Source organism: Cellulophaga sp. F20128, from assembly GCF_023015805.1.
Taxonomy (GTDB): domain Bacteria; phylum Bacteroidota; class Bacteroidia; order Flavobacteriales; family Flavobacteriaceae; genus Cellulophaga.
In genome coordinates this window covers 26,900-48,887 of the sequence record NZ_JALKBA010000012.1, presented here as the reverse complement: position 1 = coordinate 48,887, position 21,988 = coordinate 26,900, and the positions used below count along the sequence as shown (strand labels likewise).

Genomic DNA, 21,988 nt, shown 5'->3' with positions numbered 1-21,988 from the left:
CATAATGCCGACTGATTTATTTTGGACTGCAAATATACGAAGCTTTTTTCATACTATCAAAACATAAATTGATAAATATTTTTCACAGCATTCTTTTTTAAAATGCTTAAATTACTCGCTCATTACATTATTTAAAATTAAATGGAAGTTGTAAATAAGTTTTTATCAAGCATACTACCTTATACTGAGTGGGTTATGCTTTTTTTGATTATCGGTGGGGGGCTGTTCCTTGTTTTTTATTCCAAATTATTACCCTATCGGTATTTTAGACATGCTCTAAATATTACCCGTGGGAAGTATGATAATCCTAACGATCCAGGTGAAGTTAGTCACCTACAAGCCCTTTCTTCTGCCGTAGCCGCTACCGTAGGCATGGGAAATATTGCCGGAGTAGCCATCGCCATTTATATGGGTGGCCCCGGTGTTGTGTTTTGGATTTGGGTAACCGCCATCATTGGCATGTGTATAAAATTTTATTCCTGTAGCCTTTCCATCTTATATAGAGGTGAAGATTCAGACGGCAAGCTGCAAGGTGGTCCTATGTATTATATCACCAAAGGTATTGGCCCCAAAGCAAAACCCCTAGCGGTCTTCTTTTGTATCGCCGGCCTCTTTGGTGTACTGCCCGCTTTTACTACCAACCAGTTTACCCAGACCCTAATGACAGTGATACAACCAGACGAAGCCTTCATGGTCTTGGGTGATTTTAATTGGAAACTCGGTATCGGTATCGTCCTTTCTATCATTACTTCCTTTGTGATTTTTGGAGGCCTTCAAAAAATTGCCAGAGTAGCAACCGCTATAGTGCCTTTTATGGTGCTCGTGTATCTCCTGGCTGTAGTCTATATTCTTTTTACGAACGCTGCTAATATTTTTCCTTCCATAGAATTGATATTTACCGAAGCCTTTAATTTTAAAACGGTAGTCACCGGTGGCTTGTGGGGCTTAATTATAATCGGGATTCGTAGAGCCGTTTTCTCTAATGAGTCGGGTGTAGGTACCGCACCTATGTTTCACGGACAATCAAAAACCAAGGAACCCATTCAAGAAGGTTTGGTGGCCATGTTAGGCCCCTTTATAGATACTATTATTGTATGTAGCCTTACCGCTATTGTGATTATCATCAGTGGTGCGCATCTAGATACAGAAACCAATGGTATCGCCATGACCCTAAATGCCTTTAAGAGCTCTATTCCCTACGGTGGCGTTTTATTAATGGTGGTTGTTAGTGCCTTTGCCTTGTCTACCTTATTTACCTACTCTTATTACGGTACAAAATGCTTATCTTTTATCACCAATGCTAAAATTGGGAAGTTTTATAATTTCATTTACGTTGGGAGTATTACCTTTGCAGCGGTGGCATCGGTAGATTTGGTAATTAATTTAATCGATTTATCCTTTGCCCTTATGGTAATCCCGAACATGATTGCCGTATTGTATTTGGCGCCAAGAGTAAACAAAGCCATGAAAACCTATTTTGTAAAAGTAAAAAATGACAGAGCATAAAGCAGGATTTGTAAATATTATAGGAAACCCCAATGTGGGGAAGTCTACCTTGATGAATGCCTTTGTGGGTGAAAAATTATCCATTATCACTTCCAAAGCACAAACTACAAGACACCGTATTTTAGGGATTGTGAATGGTGATGATTTTCAAGTCATTCTGTCTGATACCCCGGGGATTATAAAACCCGCCTATGAGTTGCAAAGTTCCATGATGGATTTTGTAAAAACAGCTTTTGAAGATGCAGATATCCTTATCTATATGGTAGAGATAGGAGAGAAGGCCCTTAAAGATGAAGCCTTCTTTAATAAATTGAAAAATACCAAAATCCCTGTACTTTTATTATTGAATAAAATTGATGCCTCAGAACAAGGGGTTTTAGAGGAACAAGTGGCCTATTGGCATGAACAATTGCCAACAGCAGAAATACACCCTATTTCTGCCTTGATGAATTTTAATGTAAAAGAAGTTTTTCTTCGGATTATAGAATTGCTTCCCATTTCTCACCCATACTATCCTAAAGACCAATTAACAGATAAGCCCGAACGCTTCTTTGTAAACGAAACCATTCGCGAGAAAATATTGCAGTTCTATAAAAAAGAAGTGCCTTATGCCGTAGAAATAGATACGGAAGAGTTTTTTGAAGACGATGAAATTATTAGAATGCGTTCTGTAATTATGGTAGAAAGAGATTCTCAAAAAGGAATCATCATTGGCCATAAAGGAGCTGCTCTAAAACGAGTGGGTGTAGAAGCACGGAAAGACTTGGAGAAATTCTTTGACAAACAAGTACATCTAGAGTTGTATGTAAAGGTGAATAAGAATTGGCGTAGTAATGCCAATCAGTTAAAACGCTTTGGTTACAACAAAGGCTAAATCTATCTTTTCTTATCGGGGCATCAGCCAATAGTTTGTTGCACAAAAGCATGGAGTTCTTGCATTTGTGGCCTGCCTTTCTGTTTGCCTATTCTACCAAATAGATACAAGGAAACCCAAACAAGCGTCATCAATACCATCGTCATTATTTGTAGGGTATAGGGTTTCTGTAGTGCCCAATTGGAATACCCCCATACGCCAAAAACGATAAAAAAGAGGGCAATGGCAAAGTGGATAAACATAAAAAATGTCCATAGCGAGGGGTTGGGCCCAAAAATACCTTGCAATTGGCAAGACTCCTCGTCAATAGCATCGATCTCTAAGTGCAGCTGTGGTGACCAAAAATGAAGATGTTGGGGTCTAATTTTTAAAAACACATGTTCGTCCAAACAGTTGCAAACAATACCTTCACTAGTGGTTTGTTTAAATTTGGCAAGAATTTGATGGCTAGATTGCTGCAATTCTAGATGGAATCTAGGTCGCAAAACAATGTCATTCGGAAGCGTTTTCATAGTGTAAACAGATAGTAAACAAAAAGATACTGTTTTTCTTCAGATATTAGTAGTACTTTTGCAAAAAATAAAAGAATGAGTGCTATTGTTGCTATTGTTGGAAGACCGAATGTAGGGAAATCTACTTTTTTTAATAGATTAATTCAGCGTAGGGAAGCTATTGTAGATGCAATAAGTGGTGTTACCAGAGATCGTCACTACGGAAAGAGCGATTGGAATGGTGTAGAATTTTCATTAATTGACACCGGTGGTTACGTCTTGGGATCTGATGATGTTTTTGAAGCTGAGATAGACAAGCAGGTAGAATTAGCTATTGATGAAGCCGATGCCATTATTTTTATGGTCGATGTAGAATCTGGGGTAACCGGAATGGATGAAGACGTTGCCAAACTATTGCGCAAGGTAGACAAGCCTATTTTTTTAGTAGTAAATAAGGTGGATAATGGAAAGCGTGCCGAAGATGCCGTGGAATTCTATTCCCTTGGTTTGGGTGAGTATTTTACTATTGCTAGTATCAATGGTAGTGGTACCGGAGATTTGCTTGATGCTGTTGTAAAAGTATTGCCAGAGAAAGAAAAAGAAAACGATGATTTGCCAAGGTTTGCCGTAGTAGGAAGACCAAATGCTGGGAAATCTTCCTTTATAAATGCCCTAATTGGGCAAGAACGCTATATTGTAACCGATGTTGCCGGTACTACTAGAGATAGTATTGATACCAAATACAATCGTTTTGGATTCGAATTTAATTTGGTAGATACTGCGGGGATTCGTAGAAAAGCCAAGGTAAAAGAAGACCTGGAATTTTATTCGGTAATGCGTTCAGTTAGAGCTATAGAGCATTCTGATGTATGTATTTTACTCTTAGATGCAACCCGTGGGTTTGATGGGCAGGTAGAAAATATTTTCTGGCTGGCACAACGTAACAATAAGGGAATTGTAATCTTGGTAAACAAATGGGATTTGGTAGAAGACAAAGAAACCAATACCATTAAAGAATACACTACTAGAATTAAACAAGCCATTGAGCCTTTTACTGATGTGCCTATTATTTTTGTATCGGTACTCACCAAGCAACGTATTTTTAAAGCCATTGAAACTGCCGTTGAGGTGTACAACAACAGAGCACGAAAAATACAGACCCGTAAGTTTAACGACGTTATGTTGCCTATTATAGAGAACAATCCGCCACCAGCATACAAAGGAAAATACGTAAAAATTAAGTTTTGTACCCAATTGCCTACGCCTTATCCGCAGTTTGCATTTTTCTGTAACCTGCCGCAATATGTGCGCGATCCGTACAAACGTTTCCTAGAAAATAAATTACGCGAGAACTTTAATTTTGAAGGAGTACCAATTTCGGTATTCATGCGTAAAAAATAATTAAGATTTTTTTAAGAACATCCCTTAAGTTTTAAGTTTTATTTAAGGATGTAAGCTGTGTGTTAGCGGTATATTCGTATTTCCTTAACACACAGTTTTAAGTTTTATGAAAAAATTAGTAGCACTAGCAATTTTAGTTACTTCCATTGCTGGTTTTTCCCAATCCAAACAACAACAATTTGAAGTATCGGGAACCCTGATCACGGCAGATGATAACGTGCCATTAGAAGCGGCAACCGTTTATTTACAGCGGGTAAAAGATAGCGCTTTAGTGACCTATACCATTACCGATCAAAAAGGAGCGTTTACCCTAGAAGGCAGTTCGTTTGATTCAGCACTAAACCTGTTTATTTCCTATATCGGTTACCAAACCTATACCCAAAGCATCAGTTTGGAAGAACCAATACAGCAATTGGGGCAGATTAATTTGCTAGTAGATGACAATCTATTGGATGAAGTTATTGTAAAAGCTACAGCACCCATCACCGTAAAAAAAGATACCTTAGAATTTAATGTGGCGTCCTTTACCACAAAAAAAGATGCCAATGTTGAGGACTTGCTTAAAAAATTACCAGGGGTAGAAATAGATGAGAACGGTAAAATAACAGCCAATGGCAAGGATGTAAGTAATATCTATGTCAATGGGAAGCCGTTTTTTGGTGATGATCCTACCATTACGACGCGTAGTCTTACCAAAGAAATGATTGAAAAGGTGCAAATCACCGATACTAAAACCAAGGCACAAGCATTTACGGGTGAAGAGTCCGATTCTGAAAATAAAACCATCAACCTAACCATTCGAGAAGATAAAAACAAGGGTGTTTTTGGAAGAGTCTCAGCTGGTGGTGGTACAGATGGCCGCTATGAAGGTGCAGGAATGCTTAATTTGTTTGATAACGACCAACGCATCAGTATTTTGGCCGGTGGTAACAATACCAATTCTGTTGGTTTTAGCTTTGGAGAGATAGAAAAAATGTTTGGCGGTAGTGGTGGTTTGAATTCGCGCTCCTTTGGTGGCGGTTCAGGAATAACAACCTCAAAAAATGCCGGATTTAACTATGCGGATGACTTAAGTAAGAAGGTAGAAATATCTGCCGATTATTTTTATAGCAATAGCCATTCTGAAGATAAAAATTCCACACAAAGAGAGAATATCATTCCCGACAATCGCTATTTTACAGATTCAAATTCCAGTTCTTTTAACGATACTTACAGCCATAGAGCCAATGTAGAATTAGAGGTAGAGCTAGATACCACCCTGCGTATCGATATTGAACCTTCGTTTTCATCCTCTAAAAACAGTCGCTCCTATGCGCGTGATGAAGAATCTAGAGATGATGATGGGGTAGTGACCAACGAATCTAATTCTGAATCCTTTGTGGAAAATATTGGAAACAATTTTAGAAATGAGTTTGATATCACCAAAAGGATCGGTAACAAAGGGGCATTTCTTAGAGTGGGGATCGATAATGAAATTAGCAAAACCACTTCCGATGATTTTCTAAATTCTCAAACAGAAGTCTATGGAAATTCGCCGGAGTCTGTTACCCGAAACCAATATACAGATGGTGTAGAGGAAATGAATAAGCTAACGACCAATTTAACGTATCGAGTGCCCTTAAAAGGAGAAGAGTTGTCCTTGGATATTAGGTATACTTACTTTGCAGAACGACAAAACAATACAGAGAGCACCTATGATTTTGATGATGCTACACAGGAGTTCAACGATTTTAACACAGCCTTGAGTACTGATTATGAATACAAGAACAATAGAAGTGTACCCGGTTTGCGTTTAAGCTATAGAAAGGATAAGATTAGTGTAAGTGGGGGTGGAGATTATTTGTTTAGAACCTTAGAGAATAGTGATGAATTGCGGCCAGAACTCAGTTTAAAAAGAGAGTTTAAAGCGGTGGAAGCCTATGCACGTTTTCGCTACAGGTTTAGTCCTAAAGCCAGCTTGTCTTTTCGGTATTCCCTAGATAATAGTCCGCCAAGTGTTCGTCAACTACAACCTTTTGTAGATGTATCCGATCCCTTGAATACCGTAGTAGGTAATCCAAACCTAAAACCGCGAAATTCACATGATTTTAGTCTGTATGCCAACAATCACGATTATCAAAAAGGGGTGAATTTTTTCACCTACATTAGAGCGGATATAGATAACAATCAAGTGGTTTCAAAGACAACCATAGATGAAAACTTTGTACGGAATACCACCTATGCCAATGTAGATGGTACTTATAGCCTTCGTGGAGGAGGAGAATTAAGTAGAACAAAACGGATTGATACCGTAAAGACCATAAAAGTGGGAGTGGGACTTTTTGGAAACTTAAATAAATCCATCAACTTTAACAACGATGTGGAGTACGCTTCAACAAATACATCGCTAAGTCCTTCTTTAAACGTGACCTTTACTTGGAAAGATGTGATGGAAATTACACCGCGCTACTCCGTTTCTTTTACGAAGAATAAATTCGATTTAGAGCAGTTTAATACCCAAGAGTTTAAATACCATAATTTGGGAATAAACACCGCTACCTTTTTGCCTGAAAACTTTGAATGGCGTAATGATATCAATTACAATTACAATCCAAACATTGCAGACGACTTTCAAAAAAGTGCCTGGTTTTGGAATGCTACCTTGTCGTATTCTATTATAGACAACAATGGTATGCTTTCTTTAAAAGCCTACGATTTACTCAATCAGAATACAAATGCAAGGCGTATTGCTTCAGGGAACTATATTCAAGATTCGCAGAGTACGGTACTGCAACGGTACTTTATGCTGAGTTTCAGTTGGAAATTTAATAGCTTAGGTCAGGCTGGTGAAGTTGATGATCGTGGGTCTAGACACTACAGAAGAGGAACGCCATAGAGGTAACTTTTGAGCTAAAAAAAACACCCTTGCTATTTTAAAATAGCAAGGGTGTTTTTTTATGTGTTATCGTATTACCAACCTCCGGAAGCGCCGCCGCCGCCAAAGCCGCCACCACCAAATCCGCCTCCAAAGCCACCACCGCCTCCAAAGCCGCCGCCTCCAAAGCCGCCGCCGCCGAAACCACCACCTCTAGATGATCCGCCACGTCCTAAGCTGCTTAGGATAATGATGTCTAATAAATCGATTCCAGTACTGTTTTTTCCACCATTGCCGCCCTTTCCATCACCGTTTCTATTCTTTCTATTGGAAAGGATAAGAAAAATGACAAAAAAGATAAGGAAGGGTAAGAGAGATTTTATAGAGAAGTCATTTTCAGAAAACGATCGGTCTTCTGTAAACTCCCCGTTTAATGCCTTAAAAATAGCATCAGATCCATTGCTGAGTCCGCCGTAGAAATCCCCTTGTTTAAAGCGAGGAATAATCACAGATTCAATAATTCTACGAGACAGGGCATCGGTTAATCCCCCTTCAACACCATAACCCGTATTGATGGCTATCTGCCGATCGTCATTGGCTAGGAGTACTAAAATACCATTGTCTTTACCTTCCTGTCCAATACCCCATTTTTGACCCCATTGGGCGCCTAAATATTTTATTTCTTCGCCTTGAGTGTTCGCGATTATCGCCACTACAATTTGGGTGGAAGTACTGTCTGAATACCGAATAAGTTTTTGTTCGAGTGTGGTTTTTTCAGTAGCTGATAATAGCTTAATATAATCGTAGACACTTGTTTCTATTGCAGGCTTTTCTGGGATGTTGTATTGTGCTGTGCTCAGTGTAACACAACATAACAACCCTATAAAAATACTACCCTTTAGATATTTCATTGCTCAATTCATTGGTGTCAGTGTGTAGCCAGGGGAAATGGGTTTCCAGTTCCTTGCCCGCCATTAGGACACCATTAATAATTCCTTGTTTAAAATTGCCCGCCTTAAATTCAGCTTGCATAGTATCTTTGGTGGTATCCCAAAATCCGGGAGGCACCACCTTGTCAATACCTTTGTCACCATAGATGACAAACTTTTTGTCTGCTACAGCCACATAGATCAACACTCCATTTTCTGCTTTGGTATTGTCCATTTTCAGCAAATGAAAAACGGCTTGCGCCCTTTTAAAGTGTTCTATTTTACTCTGGGATTCAATATGAACCCGAATCTCACCAGAAGTATTTTTTTCTGCTTTTAGGATGGCTGCAACAATCTCTTGCTCCTCGCTAGCACTTAAAAAATCTTCAACCTTTGACATAGTTTAGTTGCTGAATTCAAAATTTACGTCTGGCGCATCTTCAGCCCCAGCCTTAGAAGAAAACAAGGCCAAAGGATCAAAATTGGCAATACTAGCAATGATATTGGTCGGTATTTTAGCAATTTTTATATTGTATTCCCCCGCCAGGTCATTAAACCTATTGCGTTCTACGTTGATTCTATTTTCAGTACCTTCCAATTGCGATTGTAGTTCTAAGAAGTTCTGATTGGCTTTTAGCTCTGGGTAGCGTTCTACAGATACTAATAGTTTGCTAAGTGCCCCACTTAATCCACTTTGCGCTTGATTAAACTGTTCCAATTGCGCTGGTGTTATGTTTGATGGGTCTATAGTAATTGCGGTTGCTTTTGCTCTGGCTTCAATAACATCGGTAAGCGTTCCTCTTTCAAAATCTGCCGCTCCTTGTACCGTTTTTACCAAGTTGCCAATAAGATCGCTTCTACGTTGGTAAGAGCTTTCTACATTAGCCCATTGCTTGGTAGCCTGGCCTTTCATTTCAACCAAAGAATTGTTTGTATTTACGTACCAAGCGCCAAACAGGAGCGCAAGTCCGCCAATAATAAGTATAGGAAGTAACCATTTTTTCATAATAGTGTGTGTTTAATTTGTGTTTGTAGCGTTAATTAGAGTTGTTCTTTTATTTTTTGGAGTTCCGTTTTTACATTTTCTAGTTTTTGAATGATATCAAAATTAGTAAGTGTTTTTTGCTTCTCCTCTTTTAAATGCGTTTTTGCACCGTCTAGCGTAAAACCTCTTTCTTTTACCAAATGATAAATTAATTGCAGGTTTTTAATGTCTTGGGGCGTAAATTTCCGGTTGCCCTTCGCATTCTTTTTGGGTTTTAAAACATCAAATTCTTTTTCCCAAAAGCGTATCAACGAGGTGTTCACGTTAAATGCCTTGGCTACTTCGCCAATACCATAATATCTTTTTTCTGGAAGGTCTATATGCATTAATCCAATGATTGGTTTTCTTGTGATGCGTGTTTTAGTAAATTTTCAAACTCTAGAGCAGAAAGGTTGCCGTAATAGAAATTAATCGGGTTAATTCGATCGTCATCTTTCCATACCTCATAATGTAAATGTGGGGCTTCAGATCTTCCTGTGCTGCCTACAAAGCCAATAAGGTCACCGCGATTTACTTTTTGACCTTTGGTGACATTGTACTTGCTTAAATGTGCATAAAGCGTAAGATAACCGTAGCCATGTTCTATACGGATGTGCTTTCCGTAACCCGTAGAACTTGCGTCGGCACGGGTAACTGTTCCATTGCCTGAAGCGTAAATGGGTGTGCCCCTAGGTGCTGTAAAATCCATTCCCCAATGCATTTTACGCACTTTGGTAAATGGGTCTGAACGCCAACCGTATCCCGATGCCATGCGCTTTAAATCTTCATTGGCGATAGGCTGTATCGCTGGGATGGCTTCTAAGAATTTTTCTTTTTCCTCCGCTAGTTTTGTTATTTCATCCAAAGACTTGGATTGGATTACCATTTGTTTTTGGATAATCTCCAAGCGTTGGGTAGCGCCAATAATCATTTCAGAATTGTTGAACCCCTCTAAAGAGTTATAGCGATTTATACCGCCAAAACCAGCATGCCGTTGTTCTTCAGGAATAGGGTTTGCCTCAAAATACAAACGGTAAATATTGTTGTCTCGATCTTCGATATTGGCCAATACATGTTCCATTTGTTCCATTTTTTTGTTTAATAACTCAAACTGAAACTCGTAGTTGTGTAATTCTCGTTGTAGGGATAGTTCTTTGGGTGTATTTATAATACTGGTATTTAAAAGCAAGATAAGGCCTAAAAAACCAAGGATGGCTGCCCCTAAAATAAGCAAGGCTACATTCCTGTATTTTTTAGACTTTTTATACTCTACCTTTCTGTAAGATAGAGTGTCTGGATCATAATAATATTTAACTTTAGACATAAAGGGAATTTATCCTATTTTTGCACTTCTATAGTATCAAAACAAACAAATATAAAAATTGTTTTGCAGAAATAGTTAAATTTATTAAAAGCTTACCAATTTACTATGAAATCTCAAGAAATAAGAGCTCAATTTTTAGAATTTTTTAAGAACAAATCCCATAAAATTGTTGCTTCTGCCCCTATGGTTATTAAAGATGATCCTACTTTAATGTTTACCAATGCAGGAATGAATCAGTTTAAAGAATTCTTTCTTGGAAATAGTGAAATAAAAAACAATCGGGTTACAGATTCCCAAAAGTGCCTTAGAGTAAGTGGAAAACATAACGATTTGGAAGAAGTGGGTAAGGATACCTACCACCATACTATGTTTGAGATGCTGGGGAACTGGAGTTTTGGCGATTATTTTAAAGAAGAGGCTATTGCTTGGGCATGGGAACTTTTGGTAGATGTGCTTAAGATCGATAAAGAAAGCTTGTATGTCACTGTTTTTGAAGGCAGCGAGGACAAGGATAAACTGAGTATGGATCAGGAAGCCTTGGATATTTGGAAAAACATTGTACCAGAATCACAGATACTTTTTGGAAATAAAAAGGATAACTTTTGGGAGATGGGAGATCAAGGACCTTGCGGACCTTGTTCTGAAATACATGTGGATATCCGTTCTGATGAAGAAAAAAAGAAAGTTTCTGGGGCAACGCTGATCAATATGGATCATCCGCAGGTGGTAGAAATCTGGAACTTGGTTTTTATGCAGTACAACCGTAAAGCCAATGGAAATCTAGAATCCTTACCGGCAAAACACGTGGATACTGGGATGGGCTTTGAGCGACTTTGTATGGTGTTACAAGGAGTGCAATCTAATTACGATACCGATGTTTTTACACCCATTATTCGCGAGATAGAAACCATTACCAATGCTACCTACAATAAAAACGAAGAGACAAATATTGCAATTCGCGTTATTGCAGATCATATTAGAGCCGTATCCTTTTCTATTGCAGACGGACAGTTACCGAGCAATACAGGTGCTGGCTATGTGATACGACGAATTTTAAGACGGGCCATTCGTTACGGATTTACCTTTTTAGATACCAAGGAGCCTTTTATGTACAGGTTGGTGCAAATATTAACCAAGACCATGGGCGATGCTTTCCCTGAATTGAAAGAACAAAAGCAACTGATAGAAAATGTAGTAAAAGAAGAAGAGCATTCTTTTTTAAAGACCTTAGACCAAGGCTTGGTGTTGTTAGATAGCGTTATCAGTAATGCAACCACCAAGACAATCAATGGTAAAAAAGCTTTTGAATTGTACGATACCTATGGTTTTCCTATAGATTTAACCGCCTTAATCTTAAGTGAACGTGGTTATGATTTGGATGAGGCCGGATTTGAAAAAGCCATGCAGGAGCAAAAGAACCGATCTAGGTCTGCTTCTGAAGTTTCTAAGGAAGACTGGGAGGTTTTACTAGACGATGCGGAACAAGAATTTGTAGGCTATGATATTTTAGAGGTCGATGTAAGATTGGTAAAGTATAGAAAGGTTACTTCTAAAAAAGAAGGGGAGCAGTATCAGCTTGTATTTAACATGACTCCGTTTTATCCAGAAGGAGGCGGACAAGTAGGGGATAAAGGATATTTGGAATCTTCAAACGGCGATGTAATTTATATCTTGGATACCAAGAAAGAGAACAATGAAATTTATCATTTAGCCAAGAACTTACCTCGCAATACGAAGGATGCATTTAAGGCTGTTGTAGATAAAAAACAACGTCAAAGAACTGCCTGTAACCATACGGCAACCCACTTGCTACACCAAGCATTACGTGAAATATTAGGACCCCATGTAGAACAGAAAGGTTCTGCGGTACACTCTAAATATTTGCGCTTCGATTTTTCTCACTTTGCCAAATTAACAACAGACCAATTGCGGGAAGTAGAAGATTTTGTCAATGCTAGAATTGAAGGCAATTTGCCGCTAGAAGAAAAACGTAACATCCCCATGCAACAAGCCTTAGATGAAGGGGCAATGGCACTGTTTGGAGAAAAATATGGCGATGCTGTACGTGCCATTCGCTTTGGACAGTCTATAGAACTCTGTGGCGGTACTCATGTACAAAACACTGGCGAAATATGGCATTTTAAAATAAAATCTGAGGGTGCTGTGGCGTCCGGAATACGAAGAATTGAAGCCATTACCTCAGATGCAGTCAAAGGTTTTTACTTTGATAACAATCGCAGTTTGTACGAGATAAAAGATCTGCTGAACAATGCTAAAGATCCCGTAAAGGCTGTCTTGTCCTTGCAGGAAGAAAATAGCAAGCTAAAGAAAGAAGTAGAGCAATTGCTAAAAGCCAAGGCTAAAAACTTAAAAGGCGATTTGCTAGGGGAGCTAACAGCCATAAATGGGGTACAGTTTCTAGCAAAAAAAATAGATTTAGATCCTGCAGGAATAAAAGATTTGTCTTTTGAAATGGGAGCCAATACTACTGATATGTTTTTGCTTTTTGCAGCAGAAAACGACGGCAAAGCCACACTCTCTTGTTATATTTCCAAGGAGTTGGCAGCAGAGAAAGGCTTAAATGCAGGTACTATTGTTCGCGAATTGGGCAAGTATATCCAAGGTGGCGGTGGCGGACAGCCATTTTTTGCAACAGCAGGGGGTAAAAACCCAGCGGGCATTCCAGAAGCTTTGGAAAAGGCAATGGCTTATATAAAATAAACAGAAGATGAAACTGCAAACTAAAATTCCATTGGAAGCGTCTGCGTTTCAGATTGATTATAAGAGTACGGTAGTCCTTTTGGGTTCTTGTTTTGCGGAAAATATAGGCGATAAATTTTCGTGTTTTAAGTTTCAATCCGGCACCAATCCTTTTGGGATATTGTTTCATCCCAAAGCCATTGAAACCGTACTGGAAAATGCAGTGCAAGGCACAATAGATACAGATAAGGATGTTTTTGAACTAGAGCAACGTTGGCATAGTTTTAATGCACATTCTAGTCTAAGCGCTGCCTCTAAGGTTCAATTGCTTCAGAATTTAAAGGAAGCGGTAGCGCAAACCCAAGAACAGTTGCAGGTTGCAACCCATATTGTGATTACCTTGGGTACGGCTTGGGTGTATCAGCACAATCGTTTAAATAGCATTGTTGCCAATTGCCATAAGGTACCTCAAAAAGAATTCACGAAAAAAATACTAACTGTATCGGAAATTGAAGCGAGCATAGAACAGATGATCGCTTTGGTGCAGACTGTAAATACTAAGGCTAAGTTTATTTTTACCGTTTCGCCAGTACGCCATATAAAAGATGGTTTTGTAGAAAACCAAAGGAGTAAGTCGCACTTAATAACAGCACTCCACACCGTTTTAAATAAAGACCGTATAAAAGCGGTGGCTTCTTATTTTCCGAGTTATGAAATTGTGATGGATGAGTTGCGCGATTATCGTTTTTACACTACCGATATGCTGCACCCTAACCCCTTGGCTGTGGATTATATTTGGGAGAAATTTGCAGCGGTTTGGATCGCTGAGGGGGCTAGAACAACTATGGAGAAGGTGGCGGTTGTACAAAGAGGATTACAACACAGACCCTTTAATGTAGCATCGGATAGCCATCAGAAGTTTGTAAAAGCCTTAGAAGAAAAAATTGCGTATCTTCAAAAAGAATATCCTTTTATGACCTTTTAATTATGAAGAGAATCCTTATCGGTATTATCATTGTATTGGTTGCGCTATTGGTGTTTAAAACCTGTTCTGATAAAAAAGAACAAAAAAGTATACTGCAAGAGAGTTCCATGCTTATTCAGAAGCAAATACAAAATGTTTCCAAACTGATTGTTACTGAAGGTCATTTTGCAGAGGTGTACAATTACCGAGATTCACAGTTGGTATTTGGGAGTTTGTTTACCGCCTCAAAAAAGGCATTGGTCGTAGTTAATGCCGATGTAAATGTGGTTTATGATCTGGAGAAGATTGTCTTTAAGGTAGATGAAGAACATAAAATTTTGCACATACTCAGTATTCCAGAACCTGAAATACAGATGCATCCCGATTTTGAATATTATGATGTTACGGCCGACTATTTTTCAGAGTTTGGGGCAGAAGATTACAATAAGATTAAGAAGAATGTCACGGCTTCGCTTCAAAAAAAGATAGCCGCTTCCTCCCTAAAGAAGAATGCAAAAAATAGGTTGATGAGCGAACTTTCGAAGTTTTATATTTTAACCAATTCCCTGGGGTGGACCTTGCAGTATGAGGAAAAACCCATTGAGAGTTTGGAGGACTTTAAACAGATGGAAGCATTGGAACTGCAATAGCGTTGGTGCTTATATGTTCCTTGGATTCTAATAAAAAAGAGCCCATGGGATTATTTAAATGCTCCAATTTCATTCACTAAGCACTGTTTTTTTTGTATTTATCCATCAACCATTTACCCAAAACCCAACACCTTTTTAAACGACCAAGTGCTTTGCCACCAAGGCAATGCCATCATCAATCAAATGCCCCAGCCTAGGATTGTTTTGTTTTACGGTTTCGAGATGGGTCAGGATTTCTTCGGCAAAATCGTCATCAGCATTAGTTTTTGCCAATTCATACAATTCTACGGCGAGTAACCAATCTGTGGGAAACTTCTTTTTAAGCTCTTGAAAAACCTTATTTCTAGAAATGGTGGTATTTATTCCTTCCCTAAATTCACGAATTTGCTTGTAGAGTAGCTCCAATTGGTGGTTTGCTTCCGTTTGCTTTTGTTTTATCGTTGCTACGGTAATGCTATGTGTTATTAAGTTGAAACTGTTTAAATCTGCCGGGCCATTAAAAGCGGAGACAATATGTTCACCAACGGCCATGTGGTATAATCCCCAATGGGGTGAAAACAGTATTTTTTCGCCATGGGTTACCGTACAATTATCAAAGGTTATCAGTACAATTTCTCCTTTTAGGTTGCGAGTACCCGTAACGATATCTCCAGTAACGGTAATACCTCCCTCAAACTCCAAGGAAACGTTTTCAGATTCAAATATATTATAGGCTTTTAAGTCGCGCGGACTCATATCTTCTATGGCTAAATTAATGCCTTTAAGCTTGCCAATAGGCGAGCCAAAACCATGGGCATGGTGTTTTGTGCTATGGCCTACCAATTCTTTTTCCCGGTAAGATAATGCTGTTTCCCCCGTAGTTTGTAGGTAGGCGGGCCTTCCTTTGTATGTGATTACGCTAGCGAATATGCCAGATATTTGTAATCCTGTGCTGAGCTCTACGGTTCCCAATGCCTTGGAGGTGATAAGCTTTTGAATCCCATCTAAGCCACCGGTACGTAAGGCCATGGTATTGGCAAATTCTTCCAAAACCTGACTTAAGAAAGCGAAATCAGGGGTAACAAACAACTGTGGTTGTGGTTTGGTAATATCAAAAGACGTATGTGCCGCCTCACTAGAGTAGGCTAGTTTTTTTACCTGATCTGTCATGCACCAAGCACTCTCCCCAATGGATGAGAGTAATCCTGCTCCATAAATTTTAGGGTTATCAAGACTGCCAATTAAACCGTATTCTACGGTCCACCAATGTAAATTGCGAATCAAAGCCATTTCACTGGGTTCTCCCATATTATTTTGCAAATCTTCTACCAGTTTTTCGGCACTCTCAATTTCTTTTTGATCAATGCCAGCCGCTTCTTTTATAATGGACAAATGCCTTACGGCCTCATACAATTCATAATCCTTGCCGCTAGAGATGGCCTTGCAGCCAATTTCCCCAAAACGCCTTAGGTATTCTGCATATTCCGGATTTGCTATGATTGGGGCGTGACCAGCACCTTCGTGGATAATATCGGGAGCCGGGGTATATTCTATATGTTCTAGTTGTCTGATGTCTGAAGCAATGACCAAGATGTTATAGGCTTGGAATTCCATAAATGCAGAGGGCGGAATAAAACCATCTACCGCAACAGCAGCCCAGCCAATAGCTTGTAAAATACGGTTCATCCCATACATGTTGGGAATCTGCTCAATAGAGATGCCTGTTTTTTTTAAGCCCTCTAAATAAGAAACGTGGGCAACCTTACTGAGGTAATCTACATTTTTACGCATTACATACCGCCAAACCGCCTGATTTATGGGGGTGTAATCCTCATAATTTTGCGCCTTAATATACTGCTTCAGGTGCTTTGGTAGTTTGTCAAGGATGTAATTGCTTTCGTAAGACATAGCAAGTTGCGCTGTTTTAAATGTTTAAGTGTATAAAAGTACAAAAAACATCCTTTGATTTTTTATACTTATTGGGGGAATATCACTGCTCAAACACAAGGCTGTTTCGTAGAAAGCATAAAAAAAACCGCTACTGATAGCGGTTTTAATTGTCTTTTACTTGGAAGCCATCTCAGGAGGATAGGCTTCAAGAATTTCGGAAACAAACTCTTGTATACGTTGTTCTTTCTTTTCAATATTACGCGTATTGTTTAAAGTACCTACACCTCTTCCTTGCCATACCAATTCTTTACTTTTTGCGTCTATAAGATCAATGTATAAAGACCCTTCGGTACTTGTAGATACATTGCTGCCACGCATACCACCCCAGTAATAAGGGTTCCATCCCCAACCGTAGTGTCCACCCCAATAGTTGTTGTAAATATCAACACGTTCTTTTTCTTTAGTAAAGATACTAACCAATACATCTGGCGTATTTGATTTTACAAAGCCTCTAGTACTCATTTCTGATTCTATAGCTCTTAGAATTCTCTTCTTGTCTAAATCAGATATTTGAGCTTTGTCTATACCCGTTTTATAAAAAGCATACGATTTATAGGTTCCAAAATTTGCTTCTTTATCATAATCAGATAAGACTCGTACTGAAGTACAAGAACTAAAAAGGAACAAGGCTAGTATGGGTACTATCGCTAATTTTATTGCTTTCATATTTTTGAAGTTTTAGTTACTATTATAATCACAAAAACTGTGCCGTCCTTATAAAATCTACCCTCGAGAGTTGGTTTTTGCGGAATACCCATACGGACAATGGCGGCACCCGCTTTCACAACAATAGCCTCTACGGATGTGGTATTGCTCTGTAAACACTCTATAGCCTTCTTTGGAAAGGTAATAGTCACCTTCTTCGGGTTGAAGAATTTTTTTCATACGGGTAAAATTAATTATTTTTTGCTGAACTATTCAATTTCAAAGGATTAAAATCTGGTTTCTCGTTGCTAATCGAATATTTGCGTTTCTAAACGGTTTTAGAAGCAAAACTGGCATAACTTGTGCGCTAACGTATTAAATTTGACCTTATTAATTAATCCGTTTGAATGATTTTAGTTTCAAAACTTTTTTTTAGAAAGAACTATGTAGGGCTCTCCTTATGGCCTTTTATCATTCTTAAAAATGATGATCTCAAGGCAGACGAGGCCTTAATTAATCACGAAAAAATACATTTAAAACAACAATTAGAACTTTTGGTACTACCTTTTTATGTGTTTTACCTCTTAGAGTTTGCTGTGCGATGTTTGTGTTATTGGGATAGTTATAAAGCGTATCAGAATCTTAGTTTTGAGAGAGAAGCGTATTATAATGAAGATAATCCTAATTATTTAAACGAACGTAAACCCTTCAGTTTTATTAAATATCTTTGGCGCTGAAAATTGTAAGGCGTGAATGTTTTAAATCAGTCTATTGAACTTCCTATAATAACGCAAAAGAAGGTATCGCTCGCTATCAAACGAGAAGATATGATACACCCTTTTATATCGGGGAATAAATACAGAAAGCTAAAATACAACCTGCAACAAGCAATAGACAGTAAGTCGCGTTGCCTGCTCACCTTTGGCGGTGCATTTTCGAACCATATTGCGGCTACGGCCTACGCAGGTAGAGAAAACAACATAAAAACAATTGGAATTATTAGGGGGGAAGAACTGGAGGCTAAATGGGAACAAAATCCAACTTTGGTTTTTGCCAAAGCCCAAGGAATGGAGTTGGTGTTTGTCTCTAGAGAGGTGTATAAAAAAAAGCATGAGGTAGCATTTATAAATCAACTCAAAGCAGCCTATAAAGGATGTTATATTTTACCTGAAGGTGGCGCAAATGCCTTGGCTATTAAAGGGTGTGAAGAAATTTTAACAGCGGCCGATCGGGATTTTGATGTAATTTGTTGTGCTGTTGGAACAGGAGGTACAATTGCAGGGATTATTAATTCTGCAGAACCACAGCAAAGGGTTTTAGGTTTTCCTGCCTTAAAAGGTGATTTTTTAAAAGAAGATATTTGTAAATTTGCACAAAATAAAAATTGGGACCTGAACAATCAGTTTAATTTTGGAGGGTATGCAAAGGTAACAACCGAGTTGATTACCTTTATAAATACATTTAAAAAACAAACCAATGTACAATTAGATCCTGTGTACACGGGTAAAATGATGTTTGGAGTGTTAGATTTGATCCGGAATGATTATTTTAAACCGGGCACTAAAATTCTTGCCATTCATACAGGAGGCTTGCAAGGAATAGAAGGAATGAATAATTTGTTGAAAAAGAAAAATTTACCATTAATTCATGATTAGTATACCATTGAAACCCTATAAAAAAACGTTTGTTAGACTTGGCGTTGTACTTTTAATAACTGTATTTGCCAGTTGTAAGGCCAAAAGAAGTGTTGCCGATAAAGGCAGAAAACATACTAAAATTACTACCGTTTCTCCCCAAAAAGCGACCTATGATACCAATGGGCAAATGTATGCCTTGCCCAAAGATGATGGGGTATTTGTGAATTTCCCCATTGAAAATACAGCCGAGTATATTGAAACCTTTGCGGGTTTGGCACAGGATGAAATGAAGGCGTATGCCGTACCTGCTAGTATTACCATAGCGCAAGGGATCTTAGAAAGCGGTTCTGGAAAAGGGAATTTAGCACGTAAAACCAACAATCACTTTGGTATTAAATGCCATACGGGTTGGGAGGGTGAATACGATTTTCACGATGATGATGAAAAAGGAGAGTGCTTTAGAAAATACAACCATCCCATGTACTCTTTTAGAGATCACAGTGTTTTTTTAACTACAAGAGCCCGCTATGCTTTTTTATTCGATTTAGATTCAGAAGATTATAAAGGGTGGGCCAAAGGATTACGAAAAGCAGGCTATGCCACGGATCCCAAATACCCACAGAAGTTAATTTATTTGATAGAAAAATATGGATTGGACAAATACGATAGTTCCGTACCTAAAACCTATCCAAAACCACCCAAACAATATGTGGTTCAAAGACATACCGTAGAGGCAGGAGAAACCTTATACGCCATATCTAGGATGTATTTTATGGCGGTTCCAGATTTAATGGAACTCAATAACCTAAAAAGCACAAGCTTGTCTATTGGGCAAGAATTAATTGTGAAATCTATAAAAAATTAATCAGAAGGAATGATTTATCAAAGAAGCAGTGCACTCTTTAGAGAGGCAAAAAAGTATATACCGGGCGGAGTGAATTCTCCCGTACGCGCCTTTAATGCTGTTGGCGGAGATCCTATTTTTGTAAAAGAAGCAAAAGGGGCCTACCTCTATGACGAAGATGGCAATAAAATTATAGATTATATCGCCTCTTGGGGGCCGTTAATTTTAGGCCACGCCTATGACCCGGTTATCAATGCAGTCATAGAAAAAGCAAAAAAAGGGACTTCCTTTGGGATGCCAACAGAAATAGAAACTGAATTGGCAAAATTAGCGGTTTCAATGGTGCCTAATATTGATAAAATCAGATTTGTAAACAGTGGTACCGAAGCTTGTATGAGTGCTGTTCGTTTGGCAAGAGGTTTTACCGCCAAAGATAAAATCATCAAATTTTCAGGCTGCTACCACGGCCATTCAGATTCTTTTTTAATTGAAGCCGGTAGTGGAGCCGTAACTTTTGGTAGCCCTAATAGTCCGGGAGTGACAGCAGGAACAGCCAAGGATACTTTACTTGCTAATTATAATGATTTAGAGAGTGTAAAAACATTGGTTGAAGCCAATAAAAGAGAAATTGCTGCTATTATTGTAGAACCAGTAGCCGGCAATATGGGATGTATTATACCTACCGAAGAATTTATAAAAGGACTACGCGAACTGTGTACCCAAGAAGGTATTTTGTTAATTTTTGATGAGGTCATGACGGGCTTCCGTTTGGCTAGGGGAGGAGCTCAAGAAGTATTGGGTGTCGCTGCAGATATTGTAACCTTCGGAAAGGTAATTGGAGGCGGATTGCCTGTGGGGGCATTTGCTGCCAGAAATGAAATAATGGATTATTTAGCACCTGTTGGACCGGTGTATCAGGCAGGGACCTTAAGTGGAAATCCCTTAGCGATGAGTGCTGGTTTGGCAATGTTAACAGCTCTAAATGCCAAGCCTGAAATTTTTAGAAGCCTAGCCGAAAAAACAGAGTATTTGCACAAGGGCTTTGAAAAAGCATTGGATAAAAAGGGAATACCCTACCAAATAAATAGATTTGGAAGTATGATTTCTGTTCATTTTACCGATACCCCTGTCGTAGATTTTGCTTCTGCTGCCACCGGAAATAACGAAACCTTTAAAAGGTATTTTCACGGCATGTTAAACAAGGGTGTTTACTTACCACCCAGTGCTTTTGAAAGTTACTTTTTAAATGATGCTTTGTCCTATAAAGATCTAGACGACACCATTACCGCCTTGGAAGAGGTAGCGCTTTAATAAACAAAAAGGGGAGATTTTAAAATCTCCCCTTTTTATTATTCTTTATGTCTTGATTTTCGGTCTTGCCTCGTTTCAGAACCTCTTTTACCTATTCTTTTTTTTGCACCATGTTCTCTACCTTTATTTTGTTTTAACCAGGTATCATATTGATCCTCAGAAAGAATTTTTTTCATTTCTTGTTTCTGAGCAATTTTATGATCTAAAATAGAAGAAGCTCGTTTATAGCGTTCTTCAGATGATAATTGAGTATCCTCTTTTTTGGCTTTAAATTCCTTTATTTTTTCTTGACGTAATTTCGCATTAGCCTCGTTCAGTTTTTGAACTTTAGACTGCTGGGCGGCCGTTAGGTCTAAGGCCAATGTCATTTTTTTAGTTTGCAAGGTGGCAAGCTGTTCAGGAGAGAAGTTTGCCATGTGAGCCTTTCTCATCTTTAAGCCATCGGGATTCGATTTCCGATGTTCTTTTTGGTTGCGTTCTTTGTATTCTTTACTGTGTTCTTGCGCAGAACTCATGAATATCCCTAGCATTACTGCCATTATAAAAGTGATCTTTTTCATTTTGTTTTTTTAAATGTTACAGTTCTTGGACACGCAATTGTGTTAAAAGTTTAAACAAGTTTGTTGTTTTGGTAGAATTTTAACATTAGCCAAACTTACTTTTTGGGCAAAAAAAAAGTGTGAAACCGTTATGGTTTCACACTTTATACTATTTTTTTCTGCGGTTTACTCTTCTTCCGATAATTGAACCAATTGATCGTTATGGCTGGTTTTAACATCCATATCATTTAATTCAACAACCGTTGCATTTTGAGCTACTTGTTCTGTTTCAATTTCGTTATAGGCAAAAATCGCAACAACTAGACAAGAAAAATAAATTAAGCTTTTAATTTTATAGGACATAAG

22 protein-coding genes are annotated in these 21,988 nt (G+C 38.5%); 11 read left to right on the top strand and 11 right to left on the bottom strand.

Going from position 1 to position 21,988, the window contains the following annotated elements:
- Window positions 1-141 precede the first annotated feature (141 nt).
- Together MWU65_RS12245 and era are read left to right on the top strand one after the other, a co-directional pair.
- Window positions 142-1,506: an alanine/glycine:cation symporter family protein gene (locus MWU65_RS12245; protein WP_247078325.1), complete on the top strand. Its 1,365-nt coding sequence runs from the start codon at window positions 142-144 to the stop codon at window positions 1,504-1,506.
- Window positions 1,493-2,380 carry a GTPase Era gene (gene era / locus MWU65_RS12240; protein WP_247078324.1) on the top strand — a complete coding sequence of 296 codons (888 nt, stop codon included), beginning with the start codon at window positions 1,493-1,495 and terminating at the stop codon, window positions 2,378-2,380. The genes MWU65_RS12245 and era overlap by 14 nt, the downstream gene beginning before the upstream one ends.
- Window positions 2,381-2,403: 23 nt before the next feature.
- On the opposite strand, the gene MWU65_RS12235 is transcribed toward era, so the two are convergent.
- Complete coding sequence (locus MWU65_RS12235; protein WP_247078323.1) at window positions 2,404-2,892, bottom strand: GTP-binding protein; 489 nt, start codon at window positions 2,890-2,892, stop codon at window positions 2,404-2,406.
- A gap of 75 nt (window positions 2,893-2,967) precedes the next feature.
- Between MWU65_RS12235 and der the strand changes: the two genes are divergently transcribed.
- Both der and MWU65_RS12225 read left to right on the top strand, forming a co-directional pair.
- The gene (gene der / locus MWU65_RS12230) at window positions 2,968-4,272 is read left to right on the top strand and encodes a ribosome biogenesis GTPase Der (protein ID WP_247078321.1); all 1,305 of its coding nucleotides are present in this window, start codon (window positions 2,968-2,970) and stop codon (window positions 4,270-4,272) included.
- A gap of 106 nt (window positions 4,273-4,378) precedes the next feature.
- On the top strand, window positions 4,379-7,147 hold the full coding sequence (locus MWU65_RS12225) for an outer membrane beta-barrel protein (protein ID WP_247078319.1): 2,769 nt from the start codon (window positions 4,379-4,381) through the stop codon (window positions 7,145-7,147).
- A gap of 74 nt (window positions 7,148-7,221) precedes the next feature.
- Here the strand turns inward: MWU65_RS12225 and MWU65_RS12220 are convergent, their stop codons facing one another.
- Genes MWU65_RS12220 through MWU65_RS12200 form a run of 5 tightly spaced genes read right to left on the bottom strand, consistent with a single transcriptional unit; the run spans window position 7,222 to window position 10,403 of the window.
- Window positions 7,222-8,037 (bottom strand): TPM domain-containing protein, encoded by an 816-nt coding sequence (locus MWU65_RS12220; RefSeq protein WP_247078317.1) that lies wholly within the window; start codon window positions 8,035-8,037, stop codon window positions 7,222-7,224.
- Window positions 8,018-8,455 (bottom strand): TPM domain-containing protein, encoded by a 438-nt coding sequence (locus tag MWU65_RS12215; RefSeq protein WP_247078315.1) that lies wholly within the window; start codon window positions 8,453-8,455, stop codon window positions 8,018-8,020. Before MWU65_RS12215 ends, MWU65_RS12220 begins: the two co-directional genes overlap by 20 nt.
- A gap of 3 nt (window positions 8,456-8,458) precedes the next feature.
- On the bottom strand, window positions 8,459-9,061 hold the full coding sequence (locus MWU65_RS12210) for a LemA family protein (RefSeq protein WP_247078313.1): 603 nt from the start codon (window positions 9,059-9,061) through the stop codon (window positions 8,459-8,461).
- A 35-nt stretch (window positions 9,062-9,096) separates the two neighbouring features.
- Window positions 9,097-9,426 (bottom strand): MerR family transcriptional regulator, encoded by a 330-nt coding sequence (locus tag MWU65_RS12205; protein WP_247078312.1) that lies wholly within the window; start codon window positions 9,424-9,426, stop codon window positions 9,097-9,099.
- Window positions 9,426-10,403: a M23 family metallopeptidase gene (locus MWU65_RS12200; RefSeq protein WP_247078311.1), complete on the bottom strand. Its 978-nt coding sequence runs from the start codon at window positions 10,401-10,403 to the stop codon at window positions 9,426-9,428. Before MWU65_RS12200 ends, MWU65_RS12205 begins: the two co-directional genes overlap by 1 nt.
- A 105-nt stretch (window positions 10,404-10,508) precedes the next feature.
- Here MWU65_RS12200 and alaS point away from each other — a divergent pair, with 105 nt between their 5' ends.
- From alaS to MWU65_RS12185, 3 genes are read left to right on the top strand one after another with little or no spacing between them, the layout of a single operon-like run.
- On the top strand, window positions 10,509-13,124 hold the full coding sequence (alaS, locus tag MWU65_RS12195; RefSeq protein ID WP_247078310.1) for an alanine--tRNA ligase: 2,616 nt from the start codon (window positions 10,509-10,511) through the stop codon (window positions 13,122-13,124).
- A gap of 7 nt (window positions 13,125-13,131) precedes the next feature.
- On the top strand, window positions 13,132-14,088 hold the full coding sequence (locus MWU65_RS12190; protein WP_247078309.1) for a GSCFA domain-containing protein: 957 nt from the start codon (window positions 13,132-13,134) through the stop codon (window positions 14,086-14,088).
- 2 nt (window positions 14,089-14,090) lie between these two features.
- Window positions 14,091-14,717, top strand: coding sequence for a DUF4230 domain-containing protein (locus MWU65_RS12185; RefSeq protein WP_247078308.1), 627 nt, complete (start codon window positions 14,091-14,093; stop codon window positions 14,715-14,717).
- A gap of 135 nt (window positions 14,718-14,852) precedes the next feature.
- On the opposite strand, the gene MWU65_RS12180 is transcribed toward MWU65_RS12185, so the two are convergent.
- The 3 genes from MWU65_RS12180 to MWU65_RS12170 all read right to left on the bottom strand — a co-directional run bounded on the left by MWU65_RS12180 (window position 14,853) and on the right by MWU65_RS12170 (window position 17,531).
- Complete coding sequence (locus MWU65_RS12180) at window positions 14,853-16,604, bottom strand: aromatic amino acid hydroxylase (RefSeq protein ID WP_247078307.1); 1,752 nt, start codon at window positions 16,602-16,604, stop codon at window positions 14,853-14,855.
- 156 nt (window positions 16,605-16,760) lie between these two features.
- Window positions 16,761-17,312, bottom strand: coding sequence for a DUF4136 domain-containing protein (locus MWU65_RS12175; protein ID WP_247078306.1), 552 nt, complete (start codon window positions 17,310-17,312; stop codon window positions 16,761-16,763).
- A 57-nt stretch (window positions 17,313-17,369) separates the two neighbouring features.
- The gene (locus MWU65_RS12170) at window positions 17,370-17,531 is read right to left on the bottom strand and encodes a DUF5522 domain-containing protein (RefSeq protein WP_247078304.1); all 162 of its coding nucleotides are present in this window, start codon (window positions 17,529-17,531) and stop codon (window positions 17,370-17,372) included.
- A gap of 167 nt (window positions 17,532-17,698) precedes the next feature.
- Here MWU65_RS12170 and MWU65_RS12165 point away from each other — a divergent pair, with 167 nt between their 5' ends.
- From MWU65_RS12165 to hemL, 4 genes are read left to right on the top strand one after another with little or no spacing between them, the layout of a single operon-like run.
- Entirely contained in the window at window positions 17,699-18,028 is a 330-nt protein-coding gene (locus MWU65_RS12165) for a hypothetical protein (RefSeq protein ID WP_247078302.1), read from the top strand.
- Window positions 18,029-18,040: 12 nt separating this feature from the next.
- The gene (locus MWU65_RS12160; protein ID WP_247078300.1) at window positions 18,041-18,946 is read left to right on the top strand and encodes a pyridoxal-phosphate dependent enzyme; all 906 of its coding nucleotides are present in this window, start codon (window positions 18,041-18,043) and stop codon (window positions 18,944-18,946) included.
- Complete coding sequence (locus MWU65_RS12155) at window positions 18,939-19,793, top strand: glucosaminidase domain-containing protein (RefSeq protein ID WP_247078298.1); 855 nt, start codon at window positions 18,939-18,941, stop codon at window positions 19,791-19,793. The genes MWU65_RS12160 and MWU65_RS12155 overlap by 8 nt, the downstream gene beginning before the upstream one ends.
- Window positions 19,794-19,802: 9 nt before the next feature.
- Window positions 19,803-21,083 carry a glutamate-1-semialdehyde 2,1-aminomutase gene (gene hemL / locus MWU65_RS12150; RefSeq protein ID WP_247078296.1) on the top strand — a complete coding sequence of 427 codons (1,281 nt, stop codon included), beginning with the start codon at window positions 19,803-19,805 and terminating at the stop codon, window positions 21,081-21,083.
- Between the two features lie 38 nt (window positions 21,084-21,121).
- Here hemL and MWU65_RS12145 read toward each other — a convergent pair whose 3' ends face one another.
- Window positions 21,122-21,643: a hypothetical protein gene (locus tag MWU65_RS12145; RefSeq protein ID WP_247078294.1), complete on the bottom strand. Its 522-nt coding sequence runs from the start codon at window positions 21,641-21,643 to the stop codon at window positions 21,122-21,124.
- A 165-nt stretch (window positions 21,644-21,808) separates the two neighbouring features.
- Window positions 21,809-21,985, bottom strand: a complete 177-nt coding sequence (locus MWU65_RS12140; RefSeq protein ID WP_247078292.1) for a hypothetical protein — start codon at window positions 21,983-21,985, stop codon at window positions 21,809-21,811.
- Between the last annotated feature and the right edge of the window lie 3 nt (window positions 21,986-21,988).